We start from the raw sequence: 19,716 nt of genomic DNA, 5'->3' as shown, positions 1-19,716 counted from the left end.
TCCCGAGGCCCGCGACCATGCCCCGACGACTCGTCCCAGCGATCGGCCTGCTGGCCGCCCTGGCCTCCTCCTCGCCCGCCGCGGGCGAGGAGAAGGCCGCGGCCAAGCCCAAGGTGAACTATCAGGACCACATCGCGGCGATCTTCCAGTCGCGGTGCAACTCCTGCCACAATGCCGACAAGCAGAAGGGCGGGCTGGCGCTCGAGACCTACGGGTCGACGATGCGCGGGGGCGGCTCCGGCGAGGTGATCGTGCCGGGCGACGTCGACGGCAGCCACCTCTGGGAACTCGTCACCCAGGCCGCCGAGCCAAAGATGCCCCCGGCCGGCGCCAAGATCCCCGAGGCCGAACTGGCCCTGATCCGGCAGTGGATCGAGGCCGGGGCGCCCGAGACCTCGGGCAGCGTGGTCGCGGTCAAGGCGAAGCCGAAGTTCGAGTTCAAGCTCGACCCGTCGGCGATGGGCAAGCCGGCCGGGCCCCCGGCCATGCCCGAGGCCACCGTCCCCGTCGAGCCGGTCGTGGTCGGCCACCGGCCTTACCCCATCGTCGCCCTGGCGGCGAGCCCCTGGGCCCCCCTGGTCGCGGTGGGCGGGCACAAGCAGGTCCTCCTCTACCAGTCCGGCACCAACCGCCTGGTCGGCGTCTTCCCGTTCCCCGAAGGCTCGATCCACGTCCTCAAATTCAGCCGCAACGGCTCGCTGCTCCTGGCCGGCGGGGGCCGGGGGGGGCAGTCGGGCCTCGCCGTGGTGTTCGACGTCAAGACCGGCAAGCGGGCCTTCGAGGTCGGCAAGGAATACGACACGGTGCTCGCCGCCGACATCAGCCCGGATCATAGCCAGGTCGCCCTGGGCGGGCCGAGCAAGGTCCTCCGGGTCTACAACACCGCCGACGGCCAGCTCCAGTTCGAGATGAAGAAGCACACCGAGTGGATCACCGCCGTCGAGTTCAGCCCGGACGGGGTCCTGTTGGCGTCGGGCGACCGCAACAACGGCCTGGAAGTGTGGGAGGCCCAGACCGGGCGCGAGTTCTTCGACCTCCGCGGCCACACCCTGGCCATCACCGACCTCTCCTGGCGGCCCGACTCCAACGTCCTGGCCTCGGCCAGCGAGGACGGGTCGGTCCGGCTCTGGGAGATGGAGAACGGCACCCAGATCAAGACCTGGGCGGCCCACCCCGGCGGGGCCACCTCCGTCCGGTTCGCCAAGGACGGCCGCCTGGCCACCACCGGCCGCGACCGCCAGGCCCGCCTCTGGGACCAGAACGGCGGCAAGCAGCGCGAGCTGGAGCCGTTCGCCGACCTGGCCCTCCGCGCCGCGTTCGTCGAGGATGATGCCAAGATCGTGGCCGGCTCCTGGGCGGGCGAGGTCCGCGTGGCCGCCGCCGGCGACGGCAAGGCGCTTGCCCTCCTGGATCCCAACCCAGCCCCGGTCGCCGCCCGGCTCAAGAACGCCCAGGCCGCCGCCGAGGCATCCCGGGCCGAGGCCGAGGCCGCCGAGAAGGCCCTCGCCCCGCTCCGGGCCGCCGTCGACGCGGCGAACGCCGCCCGCGACCGGGCGAAGCAGGCCGCCGAGGCCGCCACGGCCGAGGCCGGCAAGGCCGCCGCCGAGGCCGCGTCGATCGAGGCTTCGGTCGCCGAGGCCGCCGCCGCCGAGGCGAAGGCCACCCAGGCCCTCGAACCGCTCCGGGCGAAGATCAAGGAGGCCGAGGCCGCCCAGGCCGCGGCCGCCCAGGCCGTCCCCGCGACCGAGGCCGCCGAGAAGGCCGCGGCCGACGCCCTGGCCGCGGCCAAGGCCGCCGTCGATAAGGCGATCAACGATAAGGTCGGCCACGACCCGGCGCTGGCCTCGGCCGTCGAGGCCTTCAAGGCCGCCTCCGCCCCCGAGGCCCAGGAAACGGCCGCAACGGCCCTGGATCAGGCCTCCGCCCGCTCGGCCGAGCTGGCCGCGGCTGTCGCCAAGTCGGGCCGATCGCAGCTCGCGGCCCTCGCCGCCTGGAATCAGGCCGTCGCCGCCAAGGCCGCCGCGCCGGCCCGGCTCGCCGAGGTGACCGCGCAGGCCCAGGCCGCCCGCGACGCCATCGCCCCGGCGGACGTCGCCCGGTCCGAGGCCGCGAAGGTCAAGCAGGAGCGGACGGCCCGACTGGCCGCCGCGAAGCAGAAGGCCGCCGAGGCCGATGCCGCGGCCAAGGCTCGCGCCGCGGAGTTGGCCGCCGCCGAGGCCGGATCGGCCGGCGCGGCCAAGGCCCTCGCCGACAAGGCGCCCGCCGCGGCCGCCCTGGCCGCCCGCGTCAACTCCCTGGCCGAGGAGGTGGCCTTCCTCCAGACCCGGCTCGCGGCGCCGGCCCCCACGCCCGCGCCCGCCCAGTGACCCGCGAGGCGAGGCCGATCAGGCCTCGTCGATCAGGCCGGAATCGACCAGGGCCCGGATGTGCTTGCAGCCGTCCGGGTCCAGGCCGTCGCGGCGGAAGATGAAGTCGGGGCAATCGCAGGTCGGCCCGTGGACCGTCTCCGCCACGTCGTACGCGACCCCGTCCCGCTTTGTCAGGCGGAACGCCTTCCGCCCGATCGACGCGTCGCAATCCAGGCGGGCCAACTCGTAGGTGTTCCGGTCGATGGTCACGTCGATCCGGACGCGGCGGGCCTTCGCCGCCGGCTTGCCACTTCGCTCCAGCACGGTTTGGGTCATGATCCGGCACTTCCCCGATGGATGGCTGGCGGGGTCGGGAATTCGACCCGTTCAGTGTACAAAATTATACAAAAAATAGCAAGAGAAGGGCCGGAATCGTCGACGGCTCACATCAGCGGGGAACCCGTTAATGAGCCGTCAGGTTACGGGCAAAATCTCCCCCTGTAATACGCTGTCCAGCCGGTCGAGGTTCTGCTCATTCGCGGGTTCGACGATGTGCCGAATCGCTTGGGCCACGGCATCGTCGACGAACGCCTGATCCCAGGTCAGGAGCGTGCCGGCCGGGTCGTCCTGCAAGATGATCGTGAGCGTAAATACAGGCTAGCAGGCGTGGCGGATGACGATTTCCCGACCCGGCACGATCGACTCGAACGTGGATTCGTTGGGATAGGTCGTCCCGTCCGGCCCGTGCATGGCGAAGGCCCAGCGGCCGCCCGAGCGGAACTCGAAGGTCTCGAAGGTGTTGGTGAAGCCGGCGGGGCCCCACCAGCGGGCCAGTCGGTCGGGATCCTGGAATGCGTCGAAGATCGCGCCGGGGCTGGCGGCGAACGTCCGCTTCGTCGAGAAAGTCGTCATCCGCGGCTCCTCGAATCAGGACCATTGTGCGGGATGCATGAATGCCCGCCATGCGGGCCATCTTCATCACTTATCGGCAGCACTGGTCGCCTGACCACGCTTCGATTCACGCCCCGGATCAGGATCGATCGCATCGCTTGTCGGGGCGGCGGATTGCCCGCGTCCCCGGCGGCTGGAAGGCTGGGCGTTCATGGCCCGGCGAGTACGGGCGATTCTTATACAGAGAGGTGTGAAACGCTGAGAAAGATGGGTTAAGTTGCTTTGAATCTGATCTTGGCAAAGTCGTTTTGTGCGTCCACAAAACGGCCGCGCGTCTCATCTTGACGGCAAGACGCCACCAGGAGGTCCGATGCCAGAGTGGTTCCGAAAGATCAGGATCCGAAGCATCAACCTGTTCGGCGTCGAGGTCGAATTCGACCATGCGACCCATCCACCCGAGGCGAGTACCTCGGGAGAAGCGGCCCCGCTCGGTTTGACCAATCCAGTACCGAAGACGGCCCAACCGCCGAGGCCGGTCGCCGTGACGGGCGGTGACCCTCCACAACAGCCCACCCTCACCGTATTTGGCGAGGTGGTCGGCACGATCGATCAGGACCTAGGGATACGTGTTCGGAATGAAGAGGAGATCCGGGAGTTCTGGCGGATCCACGAAATCGACACGATGCTCGACTGGTTCGGCAAGGGTCCTCCCGTCTTCTCCATCGGCCGGAATCGGGATCGGGAGCTTTGTAAGCCGGGCGATCAGGCTCGCATGACCGTCGTCGTCCAGGCACGAAAGAATGGCAAGCGGGGCATCAAGACCATCGATTTCGAGGTGATCTCAGGGTAAACAAAACTCTCCCGCCCGGATCATCGGAAATGCGACGTCGGATTGCCCACACTCCCGGCGCCTGGCAGACTGGGCGCCCATGGCCCGGCCCGTATGGGCGGGCGTCTCTCCCACCGTCGCGGAGTTCCATCGAGATGAAGCATTCCCTTGTTGCGATCGCATTGGCGTTCGGCGTCGTCGCCGGGACGGGACCGGCCCGGGGGCAGACGCCGGCCGAGATCGGCCAGACGGCCCGCTACATCGCGGCATTCCAGAACCCGGACGGCGGGTTCGCGCCCGGCGTGGGCAAGGCGTCGACTCTGGGGGCGACCTCGTCGGCCATCCGGACGCTGGGGTATGTCGCCGGGTCGATCAAGGACCTGCCCGGGGCGATCAAGTACGTCCAGTCGTGCCACGACAAGGAGTCGGGCGGGTTCGCCACGACGCCGGGCGGCAAGACCGACGTGCCGACCACGGCGGTCGGGCTGATGGCCATCAGCGCGTTGAAGCTCGACCCGGCCCCGTATGGCGACGCGGCGGTCGGCTACTTCGGCAAGAACGTCAAGACCTTCGAGGACATCCGGATCGCCGTGGCCGGGCTGGAGGCGATCAAGAAGGGCTCGCCCGACCTGCCCCGCTGGATCGAGCAGGTCGAGGCCGACAAGAACCCCGACGGCACCTTCGGCAAGGGGCCCGGCCAGGCCCGCGCCACCGGGTCGGCGGCGGTCGCCCTGCTGCGGATGGGGGTCAAGTTCGACGAGAGCCGCGAGGCCTCGATCCTCAAGGTGCTCCGCGAGGGCCAGAAGGACGACGGCGGCTGGGGCGAAGGGGACGGCCCGTCCGACCTCGGCTCGACCTACCGGATCATGCGCGGCTTCTGGATGCTCAAGCAGAAGCCCAACCTCGACAAGGTGCGGGCCTACATCGCCAAACACCGCCAGTCCGACGGCGGCTACGCCCCGAAGCCGGGCGGCGTGGCCGACCCGGGCGCGACCTACACCTGCGCGATCGTGAGCTACTGGTCCCGCCAGCTCGACGGCGAGCCGGCGTTCGTGGAGACCGCCGCCTTCCAGCCCCTGTTCAACGGCAAGAATCTCGACGGGTGGGACGGCGACATGGCCCTGTGGTCGGCCCAGGACGGCAAGATCGTGGGCACCTCGCCCGGGATCAAGCACAACACGTTCCTGGCCACCGCCGCCAGTTACGGCGACTTCTACCTCCGCCTCAGCTTCCGCCTGACGGAAGGCAAGGGCAACAGCGGCGTCCAGTTCCGCAGCGTCCGGGTTGATGGCGGCGAGATGTCCGGCTACCAGGCCGACATCGGCGAGGGGTACTGGGGCACGCTCTACGACGAGTCCCGCCGCAACAAGGCCCTGGTCCAGGCGTCGCCCAAGGCGCTGGCCGCGCTGCACAAAAACGACTGGAACCACTACGAGATCCGCGCGGTCGGCAACGAGATCCGCATGACCCTCAACGGGGTGATGTCGGTCGACTACAAGGAGGAGGATCCCGGCATCGCCCGCGACGGCCGGGTCGGGCTCCAGATCCACTCGGGCGGGCCGATGAAGGTCGAGTTCAAGGACCTCTACATCCAGCCCCTGCCCCGGCCGACCGCCGAAGGCGACCTGAAGGCCCCGGGCTTCCACCTCCGGACGGTCAAGGCGGCCGACGGCGACCGGAAGTACACCGTGTTCGTGCCGATGAACTATGACGACAAGACGCCCGTGCCGGCCGTCCTGTTCCTCCACGGCTCGGGCGAGCGCGGCAGCGACGGGATCAGGCCGGCGCAGGCGGGGCTGGGCGCGGCCATCAACGGCCGTCCCGACCAGTTCCCGGCGATCGCCGTCTTCCCCCAGGCCCGGCAGACCTGGAATTACGACTCCGACGACGCCCGGGGCGCCCTCGCCGCGTTGGATGACGTCCTGGCGAACTACAAGGTCGACCGCAACCGGGTCAGCCTGACCGGCCTGTCGATGGGCGGTTCGGGCTCGTGGCAGATGGCCGCCGCCCAGCCCGACCGGTTCGCCTCGCTGGTCACGATCTGCGGCCAGGGCAAGCCGGAACTCGCCGCGACGGTCAAGGCCGTGCCGACCTGGACCCTGGTCGGCGACCAGGACCGCGACGCCACCGTGCAGAGCATCCGGGCCTTCACCCAGGCCCTCCGCGACGCCGGCGCCTCGCCCCGGCAGACCGAGTATCGCTCGGTCCCCCACAATAGCTGGGACCGCGCCTACACCGACCCGTTCGTGATCGACTGGCTGATCTCGGCGGTGAAGAAGAAGGCCCAGTAACCAGGACCGGGCGGCAAGGCCGGAAACCCAGCCGCCCGTGGTCCGACCAGAGTCGATCAGCCAGCCATCCTGTAGGCTGGGTCGAGACCCAGCAAACGCCCCGGAGCTGGGTCTCGACCCAGCCTACGTGGCCAAACAACGACGGGCGGCGAGGCGTGATGCCTCGCCGCCCGCGGTCGAATCAGGGCCGGTCGGCCGGTTTCTGGGACAGCAGGTAGGCGAGGAGGTCGCGGAAATCGGCCTCGGGGATCTGCTCGCCGAAGTTGGCGGGCATCGGCGAGAGTTGCGCCGTGGTGCGTTCCTCGACCGAGTCCTCGGGGATGCGGACCTCCTGGCCCTGGGCGTCGGCCATCACGAAGACCTGGCCGTCCTGGCGGAGCAGCAGGCCGGAGACGACCCGGCCGTCCTTGAGTGCCAGGTTGGTGACGCGGAACGCCTGGTCGACGTTCCGGTTGGGATCCAGGACGTCCTCCAGCAGGCGGTCGGCCCCGCGTACCCCCACGCCGTCGAGCTGCGGGCCGACCCGGGCCCCCTTCCCGCCCATCTGGTGGCAGGCGGCGCAGGTCCTGGCGAAGACCGATTCGCCCCGTGCAACGTCGCCCGGCCTGTCGGCGAACCCGGCTCGGCGGGCGTCGATCAACGTCTGGGTCGCGGCGTCGGCGGCGGGCAGGTCCTTGAGCAGCTTCGCCACCCGGTCCTTGACGTCGGGGATGCCGCTGGCCGCCAGCCGCAGGGCCACGGCGGGGATCTGGAGCGGCCGGGCCGAGACCTTGCCGGCGGCCACGGCGTCCAGCAACGCCTCCAGGCCCGGGCGGCTGCCGGACAGCCCGGCGGCGATGGCCGCCTGCAACTGCGACGGCGACGTGGCCAGGGCCTCGACCAGGGCCGATCGGCCTTCGGGCCGGCCGCCCCCGGCGAGCAACTGGGCGGCCTGCTCGCGGATCGGCATCGGCTCGGCCGGGTCGCGGAGGGCCTGCGTCAGCCGGGCGACGGCCTTCGCCGGGTCCAGGCCCGCCCACGCGGCCAGCGCGGCGGACCTCAGCCCGGCGTCCCCCTTCCCGTCGTCGGCCAGGGCCGCCAGGCGATCGCGGGCCGGCTCCAGCTTGTAGGCGCCGGCCAGTTCGATCCCGGCGCGGACATCCTCGGGCTTGTCCGAGGCGAGGGCGGCCGCGGCGACGACGCCGGCCACGTCGACGATCTCCTCGCCGGGCGATGCCCCGCGCTCCTGGGCCCCCTGCTGGACCGCCTTGAACAGGCCGACGGCGTTCCGGAACTGATCCTGGCGGCTGCGGAGGAACCGGGCCAGTTCGGGCTCGACCGCCTCGCCGCCATGCCGCTCGGCATGTCGCAAGAATTTGGCGGCGCCGCCGGGCACGGGCGTCTCGAAGAAGGCCGGCAGGTACGACGCGAGGAACCGGGCCGACTCGGCCGTCGGCACGCCGAGGGCGACGTTGAGCAGGATCGCCCGATGCGGATCCGTCCGGCCGGCTCGCTTCGCCGCCAGCCAGGCGCCGGGCGACGAGAGCTGGTCGCGCAGGGCCATCCGCGCCACGTGGGCCAGGTGGGTGTCCTTGGGATCGGCCTCGGCGACCTGATCGACGAGCGCCTGGATCGACCGGCTGTTCGGGTGGCGGGCCAGTGCCTCGATCGCCGCGCGGCGGACCAAAGGCGAGGTGTCGTCCAGCCCGGTGTGCATGAGTTCGAGATCCTCGCCCCTCGCCGCGGCCCGGTCGGCCAGCACCCGGAAGGCATGGACCCGCACCTCCTCGCGCGGCGAAAGCGTGGCCGCCCGCAAGGCTGCGTCGTCGAGCGCCCCCAAACGATGCTTCGCCCAGAGGGCATGGACGGCCCGCATGGCCGGTGCCTCGGCCGCGATCGGGGCCGACAGCGCCTCGATGACTTCCTGGCCGCCGCGTTCCACGAGCTGATTCGTCGCCTTGGTCCGGACCACGAGGTTGGGGTGGCCGAGGTCCTCGACCAGTTCCGCCACGCTCGCCTTCGACCAGTCGGGCCGGGGCATTTTGGGCGGGGCCTGCCCCTCGCCGGCGTAGCGGATCCGCCAGATCCGGCCCCGCTCGCGGTCGCGGCCGGGGTGGGTGAGCGGGACCTCGTAATGGCCGATGATCCGGTTGTAGAAGTCGGCGACATAGAGCGCCCCGTCCGGCCCCAGTTCGATGTCGACCGGGCGGAACCAGGGGTCGTCGCTCACCACGAAGTCGGGCTGCTCGATCGCCTTCGGCGATGAGCCGGCGTATTCGATCTTGTCGTGGTTGATCCGGCTGGTGACCACGTTGCCGATGAAGATCGTGCCGCGATAGTCGGGCGGGAAGTGGTCGGCCGCGTAGAAGCTGATCCCGCCGATCCCGGTCGAGCCGTGGTCGTGGTCGATCATCGTCGGGCCGAAGCCCAGGCCGTCGTCCGGCTTGCCGAAGCTGGGGTAATACGCCCCGCGCAGGAGCTGGTAGATCGGCTTGCTGTGGCAGTCGCACGAGTAGAGGTTGCCCAGGGGGTCGAACGCCAGCCCGAACGGGTTGACCTGCCCGTGCGAGTAATAGTCGGCGTGCGACCCGTCGGGCTTCATCCGGTAGACGTTGCCCGACTGCATGGTGATCGGCCGGCGGTCCGACCCCTGGACCGTGCTGTCGTTGTTGAAGCCGTGGCAGGCGTAGATCCAGCCGTCGAAGCCCCAGGTGAAGGCGTTGGTCATCCCGTGGGTGTCGCGGAAGCCGTACTTCTCGTAGGCGACCTCGGTCTTATCCGCCTTGCCGTCGCCGTCGGTGTCGGACAGGCGGAGGATGTCGGGGATCGAGTGGACCAGGGCCGAGTCCCCCCGCCCCATCGGCAGGACCCCGATCGGGATGTGGAGGCCGTCGGCGAAGGTGGAGACCTTGCGGGCGCGGCCGTCGTCGGCGAAGTCGTCCAGGATGACCACCCTGTCACGCGGGCGCCGGCCGTCCGTCACGGGATAGGGATACTCGACGGTCGAGGTGACCCAGAGCCGGCCCCGGTCGTCGAAGGCCAGGTTCATCGGCTTGTTGATCTCGGGCTCGGAGGCCACCAGCTCGATGACGAACCCGGGAGGCAGGCGGAACCCGGCCTTCTCCTCCGCGGGGGTGCGGGCCTCGGTCTCGGCCACCAGTTTCGGGGCGGGCGGGGCCTGGGCCCACGCGGGGATGGCGGGCCAGGCCAGCGAGGCGAAGGCGGCGAGGACGCGGATCGGCGTCGGGAGCATCGATGGATTCCCGGGTGTCGGATGGGTGAATCCCCGCATGATCGGCACTCGGCGGGGCGAAAACAACCCCATCCCGGCCCCGGCCCCTCGTCACCTCACGATCCCCGTCGTATGGTTGATGCGTGAAAGGCCGTCGCGGGTATGATGGCTGTTTCGCGGGCCCGAGCGATACGGCACCCCGGGAATCCGCCCGATGAGGGCCTCGGAGGATCGAGCGAGTGGACAGCCACCAGAGGATTCAGTTCCGCTGCCCGAACTGCGGGACCGAGGGCAAGGCCCGCGCCGAGCTGCTGGGCCGACGGGTCGCCTGCAAGCACTGCACCCACATCTTCCGGGCCCAGCCCAGCGCGGACGATGAGGCCTCGTCGGCCGGGCATCCGTTCGCGGCCCAGCCCGCGCCGTCGCCGTCGTCGTCGACCCTGACCTCGTCGTCCGACCGGCGGGTCGAGGCGTTGGAGGCCGAGCTCTGGTCGCTCCGCAGCGAGCGGGACGCCCGCGAGGCCGAGTCCGCCGACCGGCTCCGGGCGGCCCAGGCCCTGATCCTCGACCTGGAGCGGCGGCTGGCCGAGCCCCGCCCCGATCGCGAAGGGGCCCTGCTCCTCGAGTTGGAGGCGGCCCGCCTCCGGCTCGACGCCGCGACCGAGGCCCTGCGCCGCGCCGGCGAGGACCGCGACCAGGCCATCCGGGAGGCCGAGGCCCGCGCCCTGATCGCTTCCGAGCGGGAACGGTCGATGGCCGCCTCCCTGGCCGAGCTGCGCGCCCGCGCCGAGGCCGCTCCGGTCCCCGACCCGGCCGAGGTCGAACGGCTCCGCGCCGAGGCCCGATCGCTCCGCGAGGAACGCGACCGCGCCCGCCAGGAGGCCCGGGAGGCCGAAACGCTCCGCCAGGAGGTCGAGATGGCCTCGCTGGAGGCCGGCCGCCGCCACGCCGAGGAGGTCGAATCGCTCCGCGCCGGGGGGGACGCCGCCCGGGACGCGGAGGCGCTCCGCATGCTCCACGACGCGGCCGTCGCCGACCGCGACCGCCTCCAGGCCGAGATCGAATCGCTCCGGCAGAAGTACGGCGACCAGGCGATCAACCAGTCGACCCTGATCGACGAGGTCTCGGCCGCCCCGTTCCGCGAGATCGCCGAGCTTCGCCGGGAGTGCGACCGCCTCCGGTCCGAGGCCGAGGCGCTGGCCCGCGAGCGGGACGAGGCCGCCGAGCAGGTCGCCCGCAAGGAGGCCGCCCTGGCCGACCGGGAGGCGATCGAGTCCGACCTCCGCGACGAGATGGCCCGCATGGCCCGCGAGGCGGCCGAGCGCGTCGAGGCGTCGGACCGGGATCGCGAGGCGGCCTGGCTCCGCGAGCGCCGCTCCCTCGAAGTCGAGCTGGAACAGACCCGCAAGTCCCTGCGCGAGGAACGCGACCGCGCCCGCGCCGAGGCCGACGAACTCGCCTCCCGCTGCCAGGCCGCCGCCGCCGAGGCCGCCCGGATCGACGGCGACCTGGCCGCCCAGCGCGCCGAGACCGGCACCGCCCGCGCCGAACTGGCGGCCGAGGCCGAGCGGGCCCGCGGCCTGGAGGACGAACTGGCCCGGCTCCGCGCCGAGATCGAATTCGCGGGCCCCCCGCCCCGGGACCAGTCCGAGGAGGTGGGCCGGCTCGAAGCCGAACTCGCGTCGGCGCGAAACGAAGCCAACGCCGCCCGCGACCAGGCGGCCGGGCTCGCCGAACGGCTCCAGGCCCTCCAGGACGAAGCCAACGCCGCACGCGACCGGGCCGAGCAAGCCCAGCAGTTCCAAAACGAAGCCAACGAGGCCCGGGCCCGGATCGGCGACCTCTCCGAGCAGGTTGAGCGGCTCCAAAACGAAGCCAACCAGGCCCGCGAGCAGGCCGGGCAATTCCGAAACGAAGCCAACGAGGCCCGCGAGCAGGCCGAGCGGGCCGAGCAGGCCCGGGGCGAAGCCAACGCCGCGCAGGCCCGCCTGGCTGAGGTGGAAGAGCTGGCCCGTCGCTTCCAGAACGAAGCCAACGCCGCCCGCGAGCAGGCCGACCAACTCCGGGGCGAGGCCGATGCGGCCCGCGCCCGATTGGCGGAGGCGGCCGCACAGGTTGAACAGTTCCGAAACGAAGCCAACGAAGCCCGCGAGCAGGCCGGGCAGATCCGAAACGAAGCCAACCAGGCCCGCGAGCAGGCCGAACGGGAGCGGGCGGCGCTGCGGGCCGAGATCGAACGGCTTTCGGCCCAAACGCCGGCAATCGCGACGGCCCCGGCCGCCCCGGCGGGCGCCGCGGAGGCCGATGCCGAGGCGGCCCGCCGCCGCGACGTGGACGAGGCGGTCAAGGGGGCCTGGGCCGACTTCGAGCGCCGGCTCTCCGAGACCCAGGCGAAGCTCAAGGCCGCCAACGCCCGCGCCGAGCTGCTGGAGGCCGAGGCCCGGCAGGCGATGGAGCAGCTCTCCAACTTCCAGAGGGGCGTCGAGGAAGGGACGATCGGATCGGTCGACGACGTCCAGGCGTCCATGACCAACATCCGGATCATGTTCGATCGGGGCGGCCCCCGGCTCACCTGGGCCGACGCCGAGGCCCGGCTCGGGATCGCCCGCCAGCTCGCCGGCGAGCGCAAGGACAAGGCGCTCATCGACCGGATCAACAAGGTGGCCGAGAAGGTCCGGGTCGACATCGACAACCGGAACGTCACCCTGGCGGAGTCCCTGATCCGCGGCATGGAGATCGAGGTCGGCCTCGACCCGGGCGGGTGGTCGATCGGCGGCCTGAAGATCTTCCGGCCCAGCCCCTCGATCCTGTCCAGCCTGGGGGCGCTGTCCCAGGCCTTCGATCGCGCGATGCGCCAGGGGGACCGCAACGCGATCCGCACGTCGATCCAGGAGATGCGCACGGTCCTGGGGGACCAGGCGGGGCTGCCGGAGATCCGCCGCCCCGGCCGCGTCCCCTCGATCAAACGCCCGATCGCCGAGGCCGACGCCGCCCGCCTGTTCCTGGACGCCCTGGAGGGCGAGAACTGGCTGATGCGGCCGATCCTGGCCAACCGCAACCCGCCGGACACCTCGCTGACCACCTATGCCTGCCTGGTCGGGGCCTGCGCCGACGCCCGGCCCGCCGTGGCCCGGCACCTGCCCGATCGCCTGGAAATGCTCGACCGCGTGCTCCAGGCCACCGCCCTGATGCTCACCCGCCGCCAGCAGGCCGACGGCCACTTCCCGTTCCTCGACCCGCGCGGCAAGGCGTCCCGGTTCGCCTCGGTCGTCGAGTCGATGGTCGCCCGCCAGCCCGATGCCGTGAAGGACGGGTGGGTCGTCGCGGTCGACCCGACCGGCGCGGCCCAGGTGGAGACCGGCTTCTGCGGCTCGGCGCTGGCCGAGGCCGCCTCCGCGACCGGGAAGGCCGAATGGGCCGACGCCGCCGCCCGCGCCGCCGACTGGGCGCTGGGGCAGCCGAACCTGCCCAACTTCCTGGCCAACGCATATTCGCTCCGCCTGATCTCCCTGGCGCACCGCGCCCGGCCCCAGGAGAAGCTCCTCGGCGGGATTGTCGGGCGCCTGACCCTCGGCCTGTTCCCCGGGCAGGCGGAGAACGGCCGCTGGATCGACGCCTCGTCGGCCCAGACGCCCAACCACCTGGCGATCGTCCATGCCCTGCAAGACGCGGCCGAGGCCTTCCCCAAGGAAGGCCACGACGAGATCCGCCGGGAGCTGGCCGCCAGCCTGGACCGGGCCCTGGGCAGCCTGATCCAGGAATGCTCCGCCCTGGGCGTCCCCGCCAACGGCTCGGCAATCCGCGCCCTGACCGGCCAGAGGGATCACGCCGCGGCGGCCGGGCAAAGCATGAACCCCCGGGTCACCTCGGCGATCCTCGACACCGCCACGGTGATCCAGGAACTCTGCCGCGAGGGCAACAAGGTCAAGCTCGGGGTCTCCCCCGACCTGCTCGCGGCGCTGGTCCACGCCTGATCCGGGGTCACCGCATGCGGTCGCAGAGCAGCATTGCCAGCATCGTCTTCGCGTCCTGGATCCGGCCGTCCCTCGTGGCGGCCATCGCGTCGTCCCAGGCCAGGACCACCGGCTCGATCCGCTCGTCGGGCTGGTGGTCGGTCTCCCCCGGCGTCAGGTCCTCGCAGAGGTAGAGGTACATCCGCTCGTTCATCACCCCCGGCGACACCCACCACTCGGCGATCCGGGCGATCCGGCCGGCCCGGTAGCCGGTCTCCTCGGCCAGTTCGCGGTCGGCGGTCGCGTCGGGGTCCTCCCCCGCGTCGATCGTCCCGGCCGGCAGCTCCAGGAGCGTCCGGCCCACCGAGTACCGGAAGTTGCGGATCAGGCAGACATGGTCCCGGTCGACCATCGGCACCAGCGCCACCGCCCCGTTGTGCACGACGACCTCGCGTTCCTCGGTCGTCCCGCCGGGCAGCCGGATCTCCTGGAGGGCCAGGTCGATCTTGCGCCCCCGATAGATCACCCGCCGCACGGCCTGCCCCTCGCCCGCGTCCTCGACCATGTCCGTTCCCCCCAATCGTCGCCCGCCGGTCGTCCCAGCAACCGGCACGAGCATAGCCGAGCGGTCCCGGGGACGCCCGGCCAAATCCGCCGGGGAGATCCCCGGTCGGGGGTGGCATGGGTCGCGATTTCGCCATAAAGTCCGGGCGAATGTCGATCGATTCGCCGCCTCCCCGTCGAAGCAAGGATAGACCCATGAATCAAGGTCTCTCGCGTCGCGATCTGCTGGCCGCCCCGTTCGGGCTCGCGCTGGCCTCCCTGGCCCGGGCCCGCGAAGGGACGCCCCGGAAGATCCTGCTCCGGTCGTCGTGGCAGACGATCAACATCGGCGACATCGCCCACACCCCCGGGATGCTCGCCCTGATCGAGACGCACCTGCCGGATGCCGAGGTCACGCTCTGGCCGTCGAGCGTCGACAACGGCGTGCAAGAGATGCTCATGGCCCGGTTCCCGAAGCTCCGGATCATCAAGGCCGAGGCGGAGAAGGCCAAGGCCCTGGAGGAGAACGACGTCTGCCTGCACGGGTCGGGGCCGAGCATCGTCGCCTTCCGGGACCTGATGCGCTGGCAGAAGACCGGCAAGCCCTACGGGATCGGCGGTGTCACCCTCACCGATGACCAGATCAAGAACCAGCGCGACCTGATCGCCGGGGCGAAGTTCCTGTTCTGCCGCGACACCGACTCCCTCCGGGCGGCCGAGGCCGCGAAGGTCCCCTGCCCCCGGATGGAGTTCGGCCCGGACGCCACCTTCTTCCTCGACCTCAAGGACGACGCGAAGGCCGACGCCTTCCTCCGGGCCCACGACTTGGAGCCGAAGCGGTTCGCCTGCTTCGTCCCCCGCCTCCGGTGGACCCCCTACTGGGAGGAGGGCCGGAAGGTGTCGGCCGAGGAGCGGGCCCGCAAGGAGAAGGTCAACGACGAGTCCCGCGAGGTCGACGCCGCCAAGCTCCGCGCCGCGATCGTGGCGTGGGTCCGCCAGACCGGCCAGAAGGCCCTGCTCTGCCCCGAGATGACCTACCAGGTCAAGCTGCTCCGCCCGCTCCTGTTCGACCCGCTGCCCGACGACGTGAAGCCGAAGGTCGTGGCCCGCCCCGGCTACTGGCTGACCGACGAGGCGGCCTCGACCTACGCGCGGGCCTCGGCCGTGGTGAGCTGCGAGATGCACTCGCCGATCATCGCCATCGCCAACCACACCCCGGCGATCCACCTGCGCCAGCCGACCGACACCCGCAAGGGGCAGATGTGGCGCGACGCCGGCCTGGGCGACTGGCTGTTCGCCATCGACGACACCACCGGCGACCAGGTCGCCGCCGCCCTGCTCAAGCTCCACGCCGAGCCCGACGCGACGGCCGCCGCCGTCGAGAAATCGCGGGCCTTCCTGGCCGGCCGCGGCAAGGTCATGATGGACGCCCTCGCCGCGGCCCGGTGATGTTACTTCGCCGCCTGGACCGGCCGGGTCAGGCCCGGCGCGGCCAGGATGGCGCGGAGGGGCTTGCCGGCTTCGAGGTCCCACAGCCGCAGCTCGCCGTCCCAGCTCCCGGAGGCGAGCGTCTTGCCGTCGGGCGACAGGGCCAGGCCATAGACCCAGTCGGCGTGGTCGGTGAACGCCTTCTTGATGGCGTAGCCTTCCAGGATCCGCACCCCCTTGTCGGCCCCGCAGGTGAACAGCCTCTTGCCGTCGGGGTGGAACTGGAGCCGGAAGACGGGGCCGCCGAAGCCGCCGACGGCCTTGCTCTGCTTGGCGTCCTCGTCGGGGTTCCAGACCCGGACCTGCCCGTCGGCCCCGCCGGTGACGACCGCCTTGCCGTCGGGGGCGAAGGAGACGCAGTAGACCGCCTCGTTGTGCGACGGGAAGGTGGCCACGGCCTCCTTCTTCTCGACGTCGAAGACCTTGCTCGTCTTGTCGCGGCTGGCGGTGGCCAGGCGCTTGCCGTCGGGGCTGAAGGCCACGTCGAAGATCCAGTCGGCGTGGTCCTCGATCTGGGCCAGGACGTTGCCGGTGGCGACCTCCCAGACCCGCACCGCCCGGTCGGCGCCGGCCGCGGCCAGCTTCGCCCCGTCGGGGCTGAAGGCCACGGCGAACACGCTGTCGCTCGATTCCAGGAGTTCCTTGGAGAGCGTCAGCGCCCCGTCGCCGCCCACCGCCCACAGCTTCACCGTCCCGGCCTGGCCGGGGTCGCCGCCGGCCGTGGCCATCCACTTTCCGTCGGGGCTGGTGGCGATGTCGTGGACCCGCTCGTCCAGGCCCTTGATCCGCCGCGTCGGGGCGCCGTCGGCGGCCTTCCAGCCGGTCAATTCGTGGTAACCGGAGGCCAGGATCTCCGAGCCGTCGGCGTTGAACGTGAGCGACGTGATCGGCACGGCGACCGGGTAGGCCTCGGGGATCGTCACCGGGGTGCTCTTGCGCAGGACGACCTGCCAGTCCTCGGTCGGGCTCGCCCCGTCATATTTCGCCCCCTCGACGACCCACCGCTCGATCAGGGCGATCTCCTCCTGGGGCAGGGGGTCCTGCTTGTAGGGCATCCGGGGCGACCCGTCGGGGCGGAGCAGCTCGACGAAGTAGCTTTCGTCGGGCTTGCCCGGCTCCAGGGTGACGTCGGCCCCCTGCTGACCGCCCTTCGCCAGCTGGGCGAAGGTGGTCATGATGTACTTGCCCTCCGCCTTCTTCGGGTTGTGGCAGGCGATGCAGTTGCGGGCCAGGATCGGGGCCACATCCTTGAGGAAGCCGACCGGCTTGGGGTCCTCGGCGCGGGCCGGGGCCGCCACCGCGAGCAAAGTGAGCACGAGCAGGCTATGGGGGCGCGTCATCGCGGCGGCTCTCCGGTAGGGGAATCTCGTCGGGCGGGGCGGTTCGGTCAGGGGGCGGCCACGACCTTCACCGACAAGGGTATGGGGGGCGTCGGATAATCCTTGCCGGCGATCGGGAACGCCATCCCGACCTTGGCCTCGGCGGCGGCGACCGCGGCCGTCGGCTCGGCCACCAGCTTGAGCGTGTATTCGGACTGGTCGGGCGGGACGACCACCGTGGGGGGATCGGCCTTGATGCCGGCAGGCAGCCCGTCGACCTTGACCGTCACCGGGTCCTTGAACGGCCCCTTGCGGGCGATCGTCCCCTTCACCTCGGCCGTGCCGCCGGCCTTGATCTCCACGGCCGGCGCGGCCAGGCTGATCTCGGCGGGGCGGACGACGTTCACGGCCACGGCGGGGATGCCCAGCAATTCCTCACGTCCCTTGATCGGCCCCTTGGCGGTCAGGGCGATCGTCCAGAGTCCGAGCGGGCCATCGACGGCCGAGGCGATCGTGGCCGCGGCCTCCGCCGCCTTGGGCTCGATCTTGGAGGCGGCCAGGGTCAGGCCGGGCGGCATCGTGAGCGAGCCGATGGCGAGGGCGGCGTCTTCCGCCCCCGGCTCGCGGACCACCTTGATCGGGATCGGCGCGGAGTGGCCATGCACCAGTTCGATCGGCCCGGCCGGGGCGTCGAGCGTCACGCCCAGGGGGCGGGCGGAGGCGGCCGGCAGGCCCAGTTGGGTCGAGACGTTGGTCGGCAACGTCTCCTGGCGGGCGAAGACGAGGTCCCGGGTCGCGACCGCCGCGAGCGGCCCGGCCGGCCCGCCATCCCCCTTCCCCTCGACCTTCAGGTCCACCACGTCGAACGCGGCGTCGGGCGCGGCGGTCAGGCTGATGACCCCCTTGGCCTGGCCTTCGCGGATCCCGCCGGTGCGGGCCGTGAGGCCGGCCGGCAGGTCGGGCACGGCCAGGGCGATCGGGCCGGCGAAGTCCTGCCGGGCGGCGTCGACTTCCAGGACGAACGTCCCACCCTTGGGGATGCTGGCCTGCGATTCGGACAGTTCGAGCGAGAAGCCCGGGGCGATCGTCGAGACGGTGATCCGGTATGGGTAGCCGGCCCCGCCTTCGCCCCGCAGGTCGCGGAGGCAGAGGGTGATCTCGCTGGTGTTGGCCGGGACGGTCACGTCCAGCGACGGGTCCGCGGAGATCGTGACCTCGGCCTTCTTGGCGGCGGCCCCCTTCTTCCTGGACGCGGCCGGGGTCGTGGTGTCGTCGGCCGTGGCCAGGACCCCGCCCTGGGGCCCGCGCACCTGGAGCACGCCGTCGAGCGCCGAGCCGAGTTCGGCGGCATCGACCGCGACGCGGAGCTTCTGGCCGGGGGACACCGCCAGGATGTAGCGGTCCTCCCGCCCCCTGGACTCGATCCGTCCGTTGAGCACCACCGGGGGCGTGGCCCGCAGCGGGGGGGCCGCCGGGTCGGCCGGCTCGCGGAGTTCGGGCAGGACGTCGACCGCCAGCGGGATCAGGGACTCGACATCCAGGCCCGGGTCGCCGGGGGCGAGGGCCGTGCCCAGGGCGCTCCCGGCCCAGCGAGGGCGGAAGACCTCCGGCGTCTTGGGGTCGGGGGTCAGGGTCGCGGCGATCACGCCCGGCGCGGCCAGGGTCCCGCCCCGCAGCTCCAGGCCGATCGTCTCCCCCTTCCGGCCCCCGAGCGGGAACACCTCGTCGGCCACCGGCACGGAGCCCACCAGCAGGCGGTAGACGGCCCGGCCGGCGGCGGCGTAGCGGGTGTCCGACAGCTCGATCACGTAGTCGCCGTCCTGCGGCAGCTCGGCGGAGAGCCGGGCGTCGGTCAGCAGGCCGGGGGTGTCGTCGGCCGAGGCGACGAACCCGTGCGCCGCGGTCGTCAGGCGGATCGACGGATCGACGTTCGAGCCGATCCGGGCGCACTGGGCATCGACCACGATCCTTTGCCCCTTCTTGCCCGAGAACCGGAAGTAATCGACGTCGTTGCCCGCGGCGCCGCCGTTCACCACGACGGGAGTCGGGATGGCCTGGGCCGCCTCGAACGATCCGTTCTCCTCGGCCTCGGCCACCTCGGGCACCTGGCCCACCGCCAGCAGGAACGGGTTGGACAGGCCGTCGTCGGTGCGGACCCGGACCGGGTAGATGCCGATCGGCGTGTCGGCGGCCGGCGTGATCCGCAGCGACCATCTGGCGGCATCGGCCTTGCCATCCGGCGCGGGGATCGCCGCGACCTCGGCCGCGAACGGGAGGAGCAGCCGGGGCGAGCCCTCCAGCCGGGTGCCGGTGATGGCCAGCTCGGTCGGGACCCCGCGGCGGGCCCCGGTCGGGGTGATCTCGGCGATCTTGGGGGCTTCGGCCAGGGCGGCCACGGCCACGACCAGCCCGGCCGTGGCGGCCAGGGCGACGACGGGGCGGATCATGGAGGGAGGCCTCCGAGGCAGGATGCACGACGCTCTAAGGGCCGGGCGGGGGTGGGGAACCGGGGCACGGACGCGGGCGGGATCGACCCGTTCAACCTCGCACGCCCCGGAGCCCCTGTCAAGCCGATGCCCGACCGCGTCGCGGGGCGGGATCATCGGCCCCTCCCCTATTCGCATTCAAGAGGGCTTGCACGACATGGGCACCCCGGCTACGGTATCGCCAACGATGCCGATCGTCGGGAGCAAGGACGCTACGACGGCCCCTCTGACGCCATCTGGGGCCCGACGACGAACGGACGGCGACGGGCTTGCGGCGATGATGCCGCGACCCGTCGCAACCTTTTCCCCCCTCCTCCGGGCTCCAACTCCCACTGAATTTTACCCGGGTCAATTGAC

Annotated in this window: 12 protein-coding genes; 5 read left to right on the top strand and 7 right to left on the bottom strand. The window is 71.7% G+C overall.

Annotated features, from left to right (window positions below; translation table 11 throughout):
• The first annotated feature begins 17 nt into the window (after window positions 1-17).
• Window positions 18-2,366: a c-type cytochrome domain-containing protein gene (locus TA3x_RS20600; RefSeq protein WP_435016551.1), complete on the top strand. Its 2,349-nt coding sequence runs from the start codon at window positions 18-20 to the stop codon at window positions 2,364-2,366.
• Window positions 2,367-2,384: 18 nt separating this feature from the next.
• Here the strand turns inward: TA3x_RS20600 and TA3x_RS20595 are convergent, their stop codons facing one another.
• From TA3x_RS20595 to TA3x_RS20585, 3 genes are all read right to left on the bottom strand, one after another.
• Window positions 2,385-2,684, bottom strand: a complete 300-nt coding sequence (locus TA3x_RS20595; RefSeq protein WP_435016550.1) for a hypothetical protein — start codon at window positions 2,682-2,684, stop codon at window positions 2,385-2,387.
• A 138-nt stretch (window positions 2,685-2,822) separates the two neighbouring features.
• The gene (locus tag TA3x_RS20590) at window positions 2,823-2,981 is read right to left on the bottom strand and encodes a hypothetical protein (protein WP_435016549.1); all 159 of its coding nucleotides are present in this window, start codon (window positions 2,979-2,981) and stop codon (window positions 2,823-2,825) included.
• Window positions 2,982-3,005: 24 nt separating this feature from the next.
• The gene (locus TA3x_RS20585; RefSeq protein WP_435016548.1) at window positions 3,006-3,260 is read right to left on the bottom strand and encodes an SRPBCC domain-containing protein; all 255 of its coding nucleotides are present in this window, start codon (window positions 3,258-3,260) and stop codon (window positions 3,006-3,008) included.
• Between the two features lie 349 nt (window positions 3,261-3,609).
• Here TA3x_RS20585 and TA3x_RS20580 point away from each other — a divergent pair, with 349 nt between their 5' ends.
• Entirely contained in the window at window positions 3,610-4,089 is a 480-nt protein-coding gene (locus TA3x_RS20580) for a hypothetical protein (RefSeq protein WP_435016547.1), read from the top strand.
• 134 nt (window positions 4,090-4,223) lie between these two features.
• Window positions 4,224-6,359, top strand: coding sequence for a family 16 glycoside hydrolase (locus tag TA3x_RS20575; RefSeq protein ID WP_435016546.1), 2,136 nt, complete (start codon window positions 4,224-4,226; stop codon window positions 6,357-6,359).
• A 181-nt stretch (window positions 6,360-6,540) separates the two neighbouring features.
• On the opposite strand, the gene TA3x_RS20570 is transcribed toward TA3x_RS20575, so the two are convergent.
• Window positions 6,541-9,591, bottom strand: coding sequence for a PVC-type heme-binding CxxCH protein (locus TA3x_RS20570; protein ID WP_435016545.1), 3,051 nt, complete (start codon window positions 9,589-9,591; stop codon window positions 6,541-6,543).
• A gap of 218 nt (window positions 9,592-9,809) precedes the next feature.
• Between TA3x_RS20570 and TA3x_RS20565 the strand changes: the two genes are divergently transcribed.
• Complete coding sequence (locus TA3x_RS20565; RefSeq protein WP_435016544.1) at window positions 9,810-13,544, top strand: hypothetical protein; 3,735 nt, start codon at window positions 9,810-9,812, stop codon at window positions 13,542-13,544.
• Between the two features lie 7 nt (window positions 13,545-13,551).
• Here TA3x_RS20565 and TA3x_RS20560 read toward each other — a convergent pair whose 3' ends face one another.
• Window positions 13,552-14,088: an NUDIX hydrolase gene (locus TA3x_RS20560; protein WP_435016543.1), complete on the bottom strand. Its 537-nt coding sequence runs from the start codon at window positions 14,086-14,088 to the stop codon at window positions 13,552-13,554.
• Between the two features lie 194 nt (window positions 14,089-14,282).
• On the opposite strand from TA3x_RS20560, the gene TA3x_RS20555 reads away from it, so the two are divergent.
• Complete coding sequence (locus TA3x_RS20555) at window positions 14,283-15,515, top strand: polysaccharide pyruvyl transferase family protein (protein ID WP_435016542.1); 1,233 nt, start codon at window positions 14,283-14,285, stop codon at window positions 15,513-15,515.
• Window positions 15,516-15,517: 2 nt separating this feature from the next.
• Here TA3x_RS20555 and TA3x_RS20550 read toward each other — a convergent pair whose 3' ends face one another.
• Complete coding sequence (locus tag TA3x_RS20550; RefSeq protein ID WP_435016541.1) at window positions 15,518-16,894, bottom strand: c-type cytochrome domain-containing protein; 1,377 nt, start codon at window positions 16,892-16,894, stop codon at window positions 15,518-15,520.
• A gap of 47 nt (window positions 16,895-16,941) precedes the next feature.
• Window positions 16,942-19,320: a PPC domain-containing protein gene (locus tag TA3x_RS20545; RefSeq protein ID WP_435016540.1), complete on the bottom strand. Its 2,379-nt coding sequence runs from the start codon at window positions 19,318-19,320 to the stop codon at window positions 16,942-16,944.
• Window positions 19,321-19,716 lie beyond the last annotated feature (396 nt).

The sequence above is a fragment of the Tundrisphaera macrotermitis genome (assembly GCF_051175315.1).
Classification (GTDB): Bacteria; Planctomycetota; Planctomycetia; order Isosphaerales; family Isosphaeraceae; genus Tundrisphaera.
The sequence above is the reverse complement of the archived record's forward strand: the minus strand, read 5'-3'. Positions and strand labels throughout refer to the sequence as shown.

Excerpts from the sequence above, each read along its gene's own strand:
- TA3x_RS20595 (WP_435016550.1), bottom strand. The coding sequence starts at position 2,684 with ATGACCCAAACCGTGCTGGAGCGAAGTGGCAAGCCGGCGGCGAAGGCC.
- TA3x_RS20575 (WP_435016546.1), top strand. The coding sequence starts at position 4,224 with ATGAAGCATTCCCTTGTTGCGATCGCATTGGCGTTCGGCGTCGTCGCC.
- TA3x_RS20560 (WP_435016543.1), bottom strand. The coding sequence starts at position 14,088 with ATGGTCGAGGACGCGGGCGAGGGGCAGGCCGTGCGGCGGGTGATCTAT.
- TA3x_RS20600 (WP_435016551.1), top strand. The coding sequence starts at position 18 with ATGCCCCGACGACTCGTCCCAGCGATCGGCCTGCTGGCCGCCCTGGCC.
- TA3x_RS20550 (WP_435016541.1), bottom strand. The coding sequence starts at position 16,894 with ATGACGCGCCCCCATAGCCTGCTCGTGCTCACTTTGCTCGCGGTGGCG.
- TA3x_RS20570 (WP_435016545.1), bottom strand. The coding sequence starts at position 9,591 with ATGCTCCCGACGCCGATCCGCGTCCTCGCCGCCTTCGCCTCGCTGGCC.
- TA3x_RS20580 (WP_435016547.1), top strand. The coding sequence starts at position 3,610 with ATGCCAGAGTGGTTCCGAAAGATCAGGATCCGAAGCATCAACCTGTTC.
- TA3x_RS20555 (WP_435016542.1), top strand. The coding sequence starts at position 14,283 with ATGAATCAAGGTCTCTCGCGTCGCGATCTGCTGGCCGCCCCGTTCGGG.
- TA3x_RS20585 (WP_435016548.1), bottom strand. The coding sequence starts at position 3,260 with ATGACGACTTTCTCGACGAAGCGGACGTTCGCCGCCAGCCCCGGCGCG.
- TA3x_RS20545 (WP_435016540.1), bottom strand. The coding sequence starts at position 19,320 with ATGATCCGCCCCGTCGTCGCCCTGGCCGCCACGGCCGGGCTGGTCGTG.